Here is a 12,636-nt window from a genome sequence, read left to right as displayed (position 1 = left end):
GGCGCGCCATGCACTTCCTCGACCAAGCCAAGATCTATCTGAAATCCGGCGCCGGCGGCCCTGGTGCCGTCAGCTTCCGGCGGGAGAAATATATCGAGTATGGCGGCCCCGACGGCGGCAATGGTGGCAAAGGCGGCGACATCGTGTTCGAAGCCGTGCAGGGCCTCAATACGCTGATCGATTTCCGCTATGCGCAGCATTTCAAGGCCAGTCGCGGCAATCACGGGCAGGGTAAGGACCGCACCGGCGCAGGCGCGCCCGATCTGGTGATCGAAGTGCCGGTGGGCACGCAGGTGCTGAGCGAGGACAAGGAAGACGTCCTCGCCGACTTTACCGAAATCGGCCAGCGTGTCGTCTTCCTCGAAGGTGGTATGGGCGGCCGCGGCAATGCCAGTTACAAGACCAGCACCAACCGCGCCCCGCGCCAGCACCAGCCGGGCGAACCGGGCGAGGAGATGTGGGTCTGGCTGCGGCTCAAACTGCTTGCCGATGTCGGCCTGCTCGGCCTGCCCAATGCGGGCAAGAGCACCTTCATCAACCAGGTCTCGAACGCCAAGGCCAAGGTCGGCCATTACGCTTTCACGACGCTGGTCCCCAAGCTGGGCGTCGTCACCCACAAGGGCCGCGAGTTTGTGCTGGCTGACATTCCGGGCCTGATCGAAGGTGCTGCCGATGGCGCAGGGATCGGCGACCGTTTCCTCGGTCATATCGAGCGCTGCCGTGTATTGATCCACCTGATCGACATTTCGGGCGACGATCCAGCCGACGCCTATCGGACGGTAAATGCCGAGCTCGAAGCCTATGGCAGCGGCCTGGCTGACAAGCCGCAGGTGGTGGCGCTCAACAAGCTCGATCTTGCCGACGAGGAACTGGGGCAAGGGTTCGCGGAAGAGCTGCTGACTGCGGGCGCGGACAAGGTCTTCACCGTGTCGGGTGCCACCGGCGCAGGCATCGAGGGATTGCTCGACGCGGTACTGGGCTATCTGCCCGATCGCACCGCGACCGAAACCAATGCCGCCGAGGTGGAAGAAGCGCCCGAAGAGGGGGCCGGCGAATGGTCACCGATCTGAGGGCGCCTTCGCACTTCTGCTTCCCCAGACCCAGTCCGGGAGGCCGGGGGTGACGACCAATTCGATGGCGATCGACAGACTTTCAGACCTCCGTCAGGCGCAACGTCTGGTGATCAAGGTCGGTTCGGCCCTGCTCGTCGATCGAGGCGAGCCGCGGGCGAAGTGGCTGGCGACACTCGCCGCCGATATTGCGGAGATGCGGCAAACGGGCGAGGTGATAGTCGTCTCCTCGGGCGCGATTGCCTTGGGTGCGACGAAGCTCGGTTTTGCGAAAGGTGGACGCGGCAGCCTCGCCGACGCGCAGGCAGCGGCCTCGGTCGGACAGGTCGAGCTGGCGCGACTCTGGTCAGACGCTCTCGGCACGCATAACATTACCGCAGCGCAAATGCTGGTGACTCTCGGCGATCTGGAAGACCGCAGGCGCTATCTCAATGCCTCGGCAACGCTTGCCCGATTGCTGGAGGCCGGGGCTGTTCCGGTGGTCAACGAGAACGACAGCGTTGCCACCGAGGAAATCCGCTTTGGCGACAATGACCGGCTCGCCGCTCGGGTCGCGCAGGCGGCCGGGGCCGATGCGGTGATGCTGCTGTCCGATGTCGACGGCTTGTATGATCGCGATCCGCGCGAGACAGGCGCGGCGCTGGTCGGAACGGTGGATGGCATAACGCCGGAAATCATGGCGATGGCCAGCAGCGCGTCCTCATCGGGCCTCGGCTCGGGAGGAATGCTGGCCAAGCTTCAGGCCGCGAAAATCGCCGAGCGGGCTGGCATCGCCCTCGCCATAATCAACGGCACGCACCTGTCTCCCATAACGCGCGCGCTTGACGATGAAACCGGCACGCTCTTCCTGCCCCAAGCCGATGCGAGCCGCCGCAAGGCCTGGCTGGGTGGGCGATTGGCACCATCGGGTGTTCTTTCGGTCGATGCGGGCTGCATGGCCGCATTGGCGAACGGTGCAAGCCTGCTGGCAGCAGGCGTCACGGCAGTGGAAGGGGAGTTCGGGCGCGGCGATCTCGTCGCGATCCATGGACCGCTGGGAGAGAGGCTTGGCCAGGGACTGGTCGAATACACCTCCGTAGAATGCACCGCGATCATCGGTCTCAGAGAAGCGCAACAGGCCGACCGGCTGGGCTACACGCCCCGCGCCGCAGTGGTTCACCGCGATCACATGGTTCACGTATGAGGATCGCGCTGACGGGCGCGACTGGCTTTGTCGGGCAAGCGGTGCTGGACGAAGCCATGCGGCGCGAGGATCATATCCGCGCACTCACGCGGCGCGCGCAGCCCAACCGTCGCCATATCGACTGGATCGAGGGTGATCTGTCGAACTCGGCCGCTCTCGCGTCGCTATGTCACGATGTCGATGCCATCCTGCATGTGGCGGGCCTCACCAACACGCCCGACCCGACCGAGTTCGAGGATGCGAATGTCGGCGGGACGCAGCGCCTCCTCGCGGCCGCGAAAGAGAAGAAGGTGAAACGCCTCATCTTCGTCTCCTCGCTCTCCGCGCGCGAACCGGACCTGTCGGCGTATGGCGCATCCAAGGCGAAGGCTGAAAAGCTGGTCGAGGCTAGTAGCCTTGACTGGACTATCGTTCGCCCCCCCGGCGTCTATGGCCCCCGCGATGTCGATTACTTCGAAATGTTCCGCAGCGCCAAATACGGGCTCGTGCCGCTGCCGCCGGGCGGAGCAAGCTCGATCATCCATGTAGACGACCTTGCCCGTCTGCTGCTCGATCTCGTCGATGCCTCCCCCGCGCTGGTTCGCAAACGCACCTTCGAACCAGACGATGGGCGTGAGGGTGGCTGGTCGCATAAGGAACTGGCGAAGGAAATCGGCAAGGCAGTCGGCCGCCCGGTTTTTGCGCCTCACCTCCCAACCACAATACTCCAGAGCGCGGCGCGGATAGATCGGATAGTGCGCGGTGATAAAGCGAGGCTCACTGCGGATCGGGTAGGTTACATGACCCATCCCAACTGGGTCGCGCGATCCGCAATGAAGGTACCGGACGCCGTGTGGTCGCCGCGCATCGAAGGTGCTGCAGGCCTTGCCTCGACCGCAAATTGGTATCGCGACGCAGGATGGCTTTGAACCTCTGGACATTCGCGGCCTTTTCCCCGAAAGGCGCGTTCCGGTCGCCGGCTTAGCTCAGTTGGTAGAGCAGTTGATTTGTAATCATCAGGTCGCGGGTTCGATTCCTGCAGCCGGCACCATTCCCATGTCGATCGCTTTGGGCCTATAGCCCTGTCGCCGGGTCGCGAGTCGTGAGCGGAAACATCCGCCTTATCTATTGGGTCGCGATTGGAGGATGTCATGAAAAAGTTGATTTTGCTCGCCACTGCTACCGTGCTTGCCGGCTGTTCGCAGGCTGCGGAAAAGGAACCCATGGCCGAGGCGACCGAGACCACTGCGGCTGAACCGGCTATGGTGATGGCGGCAGACGGCGAGCCCGCACCGGGCATGTACAGAATTACGACCGGCGAAGGGGAAGTCTTTACCGAAGAGGTGAAGCCGGACGGAACCTATGTGCAGACCGATGCCGAGGGCAATGTGATCGAAACCGGTCAGTGGGAACAGAAATCGCCGGAGCAATATTGCACGATCGTCGACGAGCAGTATCGCGAGCAAGGCGATGCCGGCGAGCAGAAATGCAATACCGAAGGTATCGGCGAAGATGGTGTGTGGACCTCGACCAATGCGGAGGGCCAGACCGCTACGGTCGAACGTGTCGAAGGCTGACCGACAGTCTGCAGAACATGGCACCGGAGCTTGCCTTCGGCGCCATGTTGGCGCTTAGAGGAACGGCTCCTCGCCAAGCTGGTGAATGCCGCATTCGACCTTGTCCCAGCCCGCCCACCGGCCCGAACGGGCGTCTTCGCCATCGGCCACGGGTCGCGTGCATGGCATGCAGCCTATGCTGGGAAAGCCGCGTTCGACCAGCGGGTGGCGCGGCAGGTCGTGCTTTTCGAAATAGGCAGCTATGTCCTCTGCCGACCAGTCGATCAGCGGATTGATCTTCAGCCGCCCCTGCTGGTCCGAATTGTCGATTTCGAAACGCGGCAAATTGGCACGGGTTGCAGACTGAAATGCCTTGCGCCCCGTGAAACTCGCATCGAAATCGGCCAAGGCTTTGGCGAGCGGCTTGACCTTGCGCAGCTCGCAGCAACCGTCGGGATCGTAGGACCACCTGAGCCCGCTTGCATCGCGCGCTTCCAGATCGGCAATCTCGGGATAGAGATCGACGCGGTTGAGGCCCAGGCGCTCGGTCAATTCGTCGCGATAGGCAAGTGTTTCCGGAAAATGCTTGCCCGTCTCCAGGAACATCACCGGCACTGCGGGATCGACTTGCGCGATCAGATGCAGCAGCACGGCGCTTTCCGCACCGAAACTGGAAACCACGGCAGTATCTCCTGCAAGGCTCCCTTCGATTACGGCACGGAGCCATTCCTCCGTCTCGGTTCCGCGGAACATGCGGTTGAGTCGGATGGCATCCTGTTCGGTGAAGCGTGGACCCGTATCGATCCGATCGATGGCGCGTAATTCGTTCATGGGTGACGTTTCGCCCAAATCGACGTGCGGGTGTCCGCAGCCTTCTGATAGACTTCCGGCCAACGCTCGAAGGCGGACTTTACATCCTCCATATCGAACCGCTGGTCGGGTTCGAATGCATCGAAACCGCAGCGACGCATATAGGCCAGCTGATCGACCAGCACGTCGCCCACCGCCCGCAACTCCCCCTCATATCCCGCCTCTCGCAGAATACGCGCCGAGGAATAGCCCCGGCCATCGCCGAATGCGGGAAAATTGACTTCGACCAGCGCGAGGCGGTCGAGATGCGGCAACAGTTCGCGTGCATCATCGCCGGGTTCGATACGGACTGCAGACGCATTCGACTGATCGAGAAAGGAATCGACGGTGACCGCCGGGTGATCGACGGGCTCGTCGTCGCGATAGCGCAGCGTATCAGCCATAAAGCGCCTCCTTGAAGGGATTCATGCCGATGCGGCGGTATGTGTCGAGAAAACGTTCGCCGTCGGCACGTTCGCGTTCGTAAACAGTGGTGACGGTTTCGACAGCATCGACGATGCCGTTCTCGTCGAAGCCGGGTCCGGTGATCTTGGCCAGGCTGACGTCCTCGGCCTCGCTTCCGCCGAGCAGGAGCTGGTAATTCTCTACGCCTTTACGGTCCACGCCGAGGATGCCGATATGTCCGGCATGGTGGTGCCCGCAGGCATTGATGCAGCCCGAGATTTTGAGCTTGAGTTCACCCAGGGTGGCAGTCTTGCCGGTTTGCGCGAAACGCTCTGAAATCTTCTGCGCGACGGGGATCGACCGGGCATTGGCGAGACTGCAGTAATCGAGCCCCGGGCAGGCAATGATGTCCTCGACCGTATCGAGGTTCGGACTGCCCAGCCCCGCGGCGTCCAGCGCGGTCCAAAGCGCGTGAAGATCGGCCTTGCGGACATGCGGCAGCACGATGTTCTGCGTATGCATGACGCGCAGTTCGTCGAAGCTGTAATCCTTGGCCAGATCGGCCATCAGGCGCATTTGCTCGGCCGTCGCATCGCCGGGGATACCGCCGACCGGCTTGAGGCTTATCACGGCCGACACATAGCCGTCGGCCTTGTGTGCCACGGTGTTGCGGTCAATCCACAGGGCGAAATCTGGGTCGATACGGTCGATCTGGGAATCGGCTGCTGTTTCGAAGAGCGGGTCCTCGAAATAGCCCTTGATCCGCTCGAGTTCGGCCAATGGCGGTTCGACGCCCTGATCGAGGAGATGCGCAAATTCAGCCTCGACCTGGCGGGTATATTCCTCCGCACCCAGTTCATGGACGAGGATCTTAATGCGTGCCTTGTACTTGTTGTCGCGGCGACCATGGCGGTTGTAGACCCTGAGGCACGCTTCGGCATAGGTCACCAGCTGGTCGAGCGGGACGAAAGAGTTGATGCAGGGCGCAATCATCGGGGTACGCCCCATGCCGCCGCCGACATAGAAAGCCGCGCCCGGTTCGCCCACATCGTTCGTCACGATGTTGATGCCGATATCGTGCAAGCGCATGGCTGCACGATCCTTCTCGCTGGCGATCACCGCGATCTTGAACTTGCGCGGCAGATAGCTGAATTCGGGGTGGAAGCTCGACCACTGGCGAAGGAGTTCGGCATAGGGGCGCGGATCGACCACTTCGTCCGCTGCGGCGCCCGCGAAATGATCCGACGAGATATTGCGGATGCAATTGCCGCTAGTCTGGATGGCATGCATTTCGACTTTGGCCAGATCGGCAAGGATGTCAGCCGCGTCTTCCAGCTTGATCCAGTTGTACTGGATGTTCTGGCGGGTCGTAAAATGGCCGTAACCGCGATCGTACTTGTCCGCGATATCGGCCAGAGCATGCATCTGCCGGCTATCGAGCGTGCCATAGGGGATGGCCACCCGCAGCATATAGGCATGGAGCTGCAGGTAGAGGCCGTTCATCAGCCGAAGCGGCTTGAACTGGTCTTCGGTCAGCCTGCCTTCGAGACGGCGGCGTGCCTGGTCGCGGAATTCTTCCACGCGGGCATCGACCATCGCCTGATCGTATTGGTCGTATTTGTACATCAGATCACCCAGTTGCCGATTTCTGGATCGGCAGGCTTGAGGGTCAGGTCGGGGCGAACGGTCGGGCCGAGCGCGCGAACGCGCTCCTTGATATGCGAAGGCCGGGGCGAGCCATCGTGGATATCGGCATCGACGGCATAGGGCACGTTAACGCGGCGGGCAGATTCCTCGCGCCGGGCAATTTCTTCTTCGCCGCCGGTCACATCAGCCGCGTCCTCGATATGGATCGACCATTCGGCCCCTGTCCACCAGGTCACCGCGCCGGTCTTCAGGTCGTTTCCCGTGAGAAGCCTCATCGTGCAGCCTCCCGCGCGGTCGCGGCGAGCGTCGCATCGTCGCGTGCAGTGACCTCGCCAATGACGATCAGTGCCGGGCTGACGACCTTTTCGCCTTCGACAAGATCGGGAAGCCCCGCTAGCATTCCGCGCAGCACACGCATCTCGGGACGCGTTCCATTCTCGATCACCGCCACCGGCACGTCAGGAGCGAGCCCGTCTTCCATCAGCTTCTCCGCGATCTGCGGCGCGGTTTTCACGCCCATGTAAATCACCAATGTGCGCCCCTTCCCCGCTAGACCGGCCCAGTCCTGGTCCTTGAGGCCTTTGCACTGTCCGGCCACGAAGGTGACGACGCTCGATGCGTCGCGATGCGTGAGCGCAATCTGCGCGGCAGCGGCGGCGCCATTCGCGGCGCTGATGCCGGGGACGACTTCGACCGGCACCCCGGCAGCGCGGGCGACCTCCACCTCCTCGCCACCACGACCGAAGATAAACGGGTCGCCGCCCTTCAGCCGCACCACGTCTTCGCCCGACCGGGCAATCCGCACGAGAAGTTCGCTGATCTCTTCCTGCGGAAGCGTGTGGCGCGAACGACGCTTGGCGACCGAAACAAGTTCGGCATCCTTGCGGGCAATCGCCAGGATCGCCGGATCGACGAGGCCGTCATGCACGATGACTCGGGCGCGTTCGATCAATCTTGCTGCACGAACCGTAAGCAGATCCGGATCGCCCGGTCCTGCGCCGACAAGATAAATGGTTCCGGTTTCAGCCATGATCGCAAGATGCGGACCAACGCATGCGCGCGCCAATCAGAATGCGTGTTCGGCAAGGAAGGGGAGATTTGAAACCGCCGCTGTGCGGATGGCAAACTAATCTTTCGCGGCAACCGGGCCGTCTTTTGCCTGCCCCATGATCTCTATCAGGCGGTCGAACTGATCGCTTGACCGTATATGCAGGTCGCGCTGAGGGAACGGAATTTCGATGTCGTTTTCCTTGAACAGCCACCACAGCTTCTTCAGCACGGCGCTGCGCACATTGCCCACTCCTTCTTCGGGATCGTCGATCCAGCAATGGATCACAAAATTGACCGAACTGTCGCCATATTCGGTCATCCACACGGTAGGGGGCGGGGCAGCGAGCACCCGATCGCAGTCCTTTGCCGCTTCGAGCATCAGGCTTTCGGCCAGCTTCATGTCCGCTTCGTAACTGACCCCCACGGGCACCTGCATACGCACGTTCTTGGACGAATAGGACCAGTTTTCGACCTGATTTATCATCAGATTTTCGTTCGGAATCAGATACTCGCGCTGGTCACGCGTCGTCACCGACACCGCGCGGATGCCGATCTTGCGGATCTGGCCGAAGCTTTCATTGCCCGCCATATCGGTAACTGCGATGACGTCGCCCGGCTTGATCGAACGATCCATCAGCAGGATAATTCCGGCAATCAGATTGCCGAAGGTCTTCTGAAGGCCGAAACCTATCGCAAGCCCGAACGCACCCGAAAAGACCGCAAGTGCAGTCAGGTCTATCCCGAGAAGATCGATGCCGAGGAAAAAGGCGGTCGCCCAAACGATGATCGTCGCGATCTTCTCGACCAGCAATTGCTGCGTATCGTCGAGGCGCGTCATCCGCCGAACCAGGCGTCGCGCCATCCTGCTGACAAACCACGCAAGCAGCAGGACCCCGATAATGACCGATCCCACTACGAGTACGTCGAATAGCGAAACCCTGAAATCGCCGAATGACAACGCCACAGCGTCGAGCGTGTCGACCACCGAACCGACGGTCGCGCTCTGCGAACTGAGCGCTTCCTTGGCGCCTTCGGCAGCGGCGACCGCGCTTTCTTCCTGCGCCGGCTCGGCCAGACTCCACGCCTGCTCGACGGGAACCGCCCCAGGTGTTGCGCCGTCGCCAGATGGGGTCTCGCCCTGCACGTCTATCCTTCGTTCATCGCCGCAAAGCCATTGGCGAGGTCGGCAATCAGGTCGTTCTTATCTTCTAGACCGATCGATAGACGGACGGCATTGCGGTCCTCAACCCCCCAATCCTTTTTCGGCCACGACATCGTGCTGCGTATGGGCTCGACATCGAATGGCAGGGCGAGGCTTTCGAACCCGCCCCAGCTGTAACCGATGCCGAACAGTTCGAGGGCATCGACCAGTCGGCAGCGTGCAGCATCGTCGCGTCCCTTGATCACGAAGCTGAACAGGCCGCAGCCCCCCGTGAAATCGCGTTGCCATATCTCATGGCCCGGCGTGCCGGGGAGCATGGGCGAGAGAACATGGGCGACATCGTCCCTGGCGTGGAGCCACTCCGCAACGGCGAGCGCGGTGGCGCTTTCCTTTTCGAGCCTGACACCCATGGTCCGCAGGCCACGCAGGGCCAGCGCCGCATCGTCGGGCGAAACCACATGGCCCAATTGCTGCGCGCCGAGGCGCAGGCGGCGATACCATCGTTCACCTGCACTTGCGGCGCCCATCATCAGGTCGGAATGCCCGCCGACATGCTTGGTCAGCGCAGTGATCGCAATATCGCAGCCATGCTTCAGCGCCGGGAAGCCGAGCGCCGTGGCCCAGGTGTTGTCGACAAGGCTCACAGCGCCTTTCTCTCGCGCGATCCGGGCCAGCGCCGGAATGTCGCAGACTTCCATCGTCAGGCTACCCGGCACTTCCAGCATGACGGCCCGGGTTCGTTCGCAGAACGATTCCTCATATGCATTCGGGTCGAGCGGATCGAAGAAGCGATGTGCTACCCCAAAGGTCTTGAGCAGCCCCATCGCAGCGTTGCGGGTGGGGTCGTAAGCGTTATCCGCCAGGAGCAACACGTCCCCGCTGCGCAACACTGCCAGAAGTGCTCCGACCAAAGCCGCCAGTCCGCTGGGGTACAGCACCGTTCCAGCGGCACCGGGCTCAAGCGCCGTGAGAGCTTCTGCCAGCGCCCATTGCGTCGGCGCGCCGCGACGGCCGTAGAAGAACTGTCCGTCCTCGTTATGCAATTTGCGCGCCCTGAGTTCGGCGCAATTGTCGTAGAGATGTGTGCTCGCGCGCCAGATCGGCGGATTGACGACATCGCCGGCAAAATCGCCCGATCGCCCGCTCGTGACCAGACGCGTCGCCGGCTGGTATCCAGTGTCGTCTCCTCCAGCCATACCTAGTGCCCCGCTCCCTTTTCCTTTGGAGTATCGGCGTCGCTGCTCCATTCGAGCCAGCTGCCATCATACACTGCCACGTCGTTCCTGCCGGTCAGATGCAGCCCGAAGGCAAGCACACAGGCGGTCATTCCGCTGTTGCAGGACGTGGTGACCGGACCATCGAGATCGATGCCCGCATCCGCGAACTCCGCAGCGATCTTGGCCGGCGAAAGGTAGGTTCCATCCTCGGCAAACAGCTTGGGGAAATGTACGTTTACAGCCCCCGGAATATGACCTTCCGATCCACTGCCCTCATCCCCGGCATAGCGGGCCGCGTCGCGCGCATCGACGACCTGTTCGGCGCGCGATCCGCAATTGGCAAGCATCTGCTTCTTGCTGCGAACCTCCCCAACGCGCAGCGGGACGGGAAAGTCGGTCTGCTCGATCGACGCCCGCCCTGCTTCCAGTGGACACCCTTCCTGCTTCCACTTGGCAAGCCCGCCGTCCAGAATGGCGACCTGTTCGAAACCGTAAAGCCGGAAGATGAACCAGCTGCGCGCCGCGCTTCTGATCTGGCTGTCATCGTAGAGCACCACCCGGCTCGACGGGGCGATACCCAATTGACCCAATCGCTTGGCAAACTGTTCTGCCGTGGGGAGCGCCTTGGGAATATCCGAAGCCGGGTCGACGAAGCTGGCCAGATCGAGGAAGCGTGCGCGCGGTATATGCGCCTCGGCAAACTCGGCGGCCGATTTGCGTGGGCTATCGGGCAGATGCATCGTCGCATCGAGCACCACCAGGTCGTCGGCACCGAGTTCTCCGGCAAGCCATTGGGTCGAAACGAGACTGTCCATCACGATCCGGTTAGCGGGCAGAAAGGGTTAAGTCGACTCTGGCAAGTTCTCGCTGGGCAATCGGCGCGTAGCTGCGCGGCCCTTCATCGAGCCTGAACGGCTGCACGCGGCCACCGCCCGGAATGCCTTGGCCTACCACGAAAGTCTTCAACAGGGCCTCCTCGCCCGGGCCGTCTACGCGAACGCGCATCAGCGGGACGAGCAGCGGATAGCGCCCCTGCCGGATGACATGCGCCTGTGCGAGCGGAAGCTGGACCTGGCCTTCCAGCGTCACATTCTGCCGTGGCGAAATTCGCGCGATGTCGTGACGCTTCTCGAGTGCGGTGCCGACAGTCGCAATCTGCTGTTCCATCGGCGCACCGGCATGGGCCGATACCAGGTCGATGCCGACCGCCACATTCGACAGCGGACCGTTGGTGCGGTTGATCAGTATCAAACGGTACTTGAGGGTCGCATAGGCGGCACTGCGGATCAGTTTCTCGTTTTCGACGCGCACCGACAGGGCATCGGCGAGAGGGACGGATTCGCCCCCTTGTGCGTCCGCAACCAAGGGTCGCTCTATCTCAGGCACGATCGGCACCTGCCGCCGCTTCCAGAAGAGAAAGCCCGCGCCGAGCAGTGCCAGTAGAGCAGCCGCAGCGCCGATCGGCAGCCAGGGCAGCCCATCCCCGCTATCGCCGGCTTCGGCGAGTACCGGGGGCGATACGGGCGATGGGGGAGCTGTCGCGGCGGGTGCCGGATCAGCACTTGGAGGAGGAAATCCGGTTCCATCCAACGGGACCGATGTCGGCCGAACCTGCGGTTGTGCAGGAACGGTCTCTACCGGCCGCGGCGTAACCCGGGGAAGAGGGCTCGATTGCGGAGCGGACGCGGTGGCCGATGGACGCGGCTCCGGCAATTCAACCGAAAGAGAAGGCGTGGGTGCAACGGTCGGCCTCGGCGCAGGTGTATTCACAGCGCGGGGCCTGATCTCAACTCCACTCCGGGTATCGGCAGGGCCCTGAGCCTGCGGCGTGGCGGTCGGGCTTGGTGCCGATTCAAGCGTAAAGTCGTCGACCGATTGCGCTTGCGCCATCATCGGCAACGTCACGGCGAGAGCCATCAGGGAAATGCGGGTACGAAGATGCATGCGGTTCGTTTCGCGAAAAAGCCGCTATTGTGCGGAGGTGCGCTGAATAGGTACTGAAGCGCATACTTCCAAGCCCCGGCTTGCGCAATTTCGCGCATCGCGGCAGGAGCGCGGCATGAGCGACACACCTGCCCCCAAGTTCCTCGGTGCCAACACGGCCCTGCCCGCATCTCCCGAAGAGGCCGAGCTCGATTACGTCCCAAACCCGCGCAAGGGTCAGCTCTATATGGTGCGCTTCGCGGCGCCTGAGTTCACCTCTCTCTGCCCCGTCACCGGACAGCCCGATTTTGCCCATCTCGTGATCGACTACGCCCCGGGCGAGACCATCGTGGAATCGAAGAGCCTCAAACTTTTCCTCGGCAGCTTCCGCAATCACTGCGGCTTTCACGAGGATGTAACGGTCGGCATCGGCCAGCGTCTGTTCGACGAGATGAATCCGCAATGGCTGCGGATCGGCGGCTATTGGTACCCGCGCGGCGGCATCCCCATCGACGTGTTCTGGCAAAGCGGTGCGCCGCCGGAAGGGCTATGGCTACCGGATCAGGGCGTTTCCTCCTACCGGGGACGAGGATAA

At 62.4% G+C, this 12,636-nt stretch carries 14 protein-coding genes and 1 tRNA gene; 6 read left to right on the top strand and 9 right to left on the bottom strand.

The features are described from left to right. Window positions 1–8: 8 nt before the first annotated feature. From obgE to K3174_RS07770, 5 genes are all read left to right on the top strand, one after another. Window positions 9–1,070, top strand: coding sequence for a GTPase ObgE (gene obgE / locus K3174_RS07790; RefSeq protein WP_221557704.1), 1,062 nt, complete (start codon window positions 9–11; stop codon window positions 1,068–1,070). Between the two features lie 64 nt (window positions 1,071–1,134). After that, window positions 1,135–2,253: a glutamate 5-kinase gene (gene proB, locus K3174_RS07785; protein ID WP_221557957.1), complete on the top strand. Its 1,119-nt coding sequence runs from the start codon at window positions 1,135–1,137 to the stop codon at window positions 2,251–2,253. After that, on the top strand, window positions 2,250–3,161 hold the full coding sequence (locus K3174_RS07780) for an NAD-dependent epimerase/dehydratase family protein (RefSeq protein ID WP_221557703.1): 912 nt from the start codon (window positions 2,250–2,252) through the stop codon (window positions 3,159–3,161). The genes proB and K3174_RS07780 overlap by 4 nt, the downstream gene beginning before the upstream one ends. Before the next feature lie 46 nt (window positions 3,162–3,207). Next, window positions 3,208–3,283 (top strand) — tRNA-Thr (locus tag K3174_RS07775). A 100-nt stretch (window positions 3,284–3,383) separates the two neighbouring features. Next, window positions 3,384–3,809, top strand: a complete 426-nt coding sequence (locus K3174_RS07770) for a hypothetical protein (protein ID WP_221557702.1) — start codon at window positions 3,384–3,386, stop codon at window positions 3,807–3,809. Window positions 3,810–3,863: 54 nt separating this feature from the next. On the opposite strand, the gene K3174_RS07765 is transcribed toward K3174_RS07770, so the two are convergent. From K3174_RS07765 to K3174_RS07725, 9 genes are all read right to left on the bottom strand, one after another. Further along, entirely contained in the window at window positions 3,864–4,619 is a 756-nt protein-coding gene (locus K3174_RS07765; RefSeq protein ID WP_221557701.1) for a phosphoadenylyl-sulfate reductase, read from the bottom strand. Beyond that, a complete protein-coding gene (locus K3174_RS07760) occupies window positions 4,616–5,041 on the bottom strand; it encodes a DUF934 domain-containing protein (protein ID WP_221557700.1) in 426 nt (141 codons plus the stop codon). Before K3174_RS07760 ends, K3174_RS07765 begins: the two co-directional genes overlap by 4 nt. Further along, complete coding sequence (locus tag K3174_RS07755; protein ID WP_221557699.1) at window positions 5,034–6,668, bottom strand: nitrite/sulfite reductase; 1,635 nt, start codon at window positions 6,666–6,668, stop codon at window positions 5,034–5,036. The genes K3174_RS07760 and K3174_RS07755 overlap by 8 nt, the downstream gene beginning before the upstream one ends. Beyond that, window positions 6,668–6,964 (bottom strand): DUF2849 domain-containing protein, encoded by a 297-nt coding sequence (locus K3174_RS07750; protein WP_221557698.1) that lies wholly within the window; start codon window positions 6,962–6,964, stop codon window positions 6,668–6,670. Before K3174_RS07750 ends, K3174_RS07755 begins: the two co-directional genes overlap by 1 nt. Further along, window positions 6,961–7,719: a uroporphyrinogen-III C-methyltransferase gene (cobA, locus tag K3174_RS07745; RefSeq protein ID WP_221557697.1), complete on the bottom strand. Its 759-nt coding sequence runs from the start codon at window positions 7,717–7,719 to the stop codon at window positions 6,961–6,963. Before cobA ends, K3174_RS07750 begins: the two co-directional genes overlap by 4 nt. A gap of 96 nt (window positions 7,720–7,815) precedes the next feature. Next, window positions 7,816–8,883 (bottom strand): mechanosensitive ion channel family protein, encoded by a 1,068-nt coding sequence (locus K3174_RS07740; RefSeq protein WP_221557696.1) that lies wholly within the window; start codon window positions 8,881–8,883, stop codon window positions 7,816–7,818. Between the two features lie 2 nt (window positions 8,884–8,885). After that, window positions 8,886–10,097 carry a cystathionine beta-lyase gene (gene metC, locus K3174_RS07735; protein ID WP_221557695.1) on the bottom strand — a complete coding sequence of 404 codons (1,212 nt, stop codon included), beginning with the start codon at window positions 10,095–10,097 and terminating at the stop codon, window positions 8,886–8,888. A 2-nt stretch (window positions 10,098–10,099) separates the two neighbouring features. Then, a complete protein-coding gene (locus tag K3174_RS07730; protein ID WP_221557694.1) occupies window positions 10,100–10,933 on the bottom strand; it encodes a sulfurtransferase in 834 nt (277 codons plus the stop codon). Window positions 10,934–10,943: 10 nt separating this feature from the next. Beyond that, window positions 10,944–12,062: a hypothetical protein gene (locus tag K3174_RS07725; RefSeq protein ID WP_221557693.1), complete on the bottom strand. Its 1,119-nt coding sequence runs from the start codon at window positions 12,060–12,062 to the stop codon at window positions 10,944–10,946. Between the two features lie 115 nt (window positions 12,063–12,177). Between K3174_RS07725 and queF the strand changes: the two genes are divergently transcribed. After that, window positions 12,178–12,636: a preQ(1) synthase gene (gene queF / locus K3174_RS07720; RefSeq protein ID WP_221557692.1), complete on the top strand. Its 459-nt coding sequence runs from the start codon at window positions 12,178–12,180 to the stop codon at window positions 12,634–12,636.

It is taken from the genome of Qipengyuania qiaonensis, from assembly GCF_019711515.1.
Lineage (GTDB): Bacteria > Pseudomonadota > Alphaproteobacteria > Sphingomonadales > Sphingomonadaceae > Qipengyuania > Qipengyuania qiaonensis.
The sequence above is the reverse complement of the archived record's forward strand: the minus strand, read 5'-3'. Positions and strand labels throughout refer to the sequence as shown.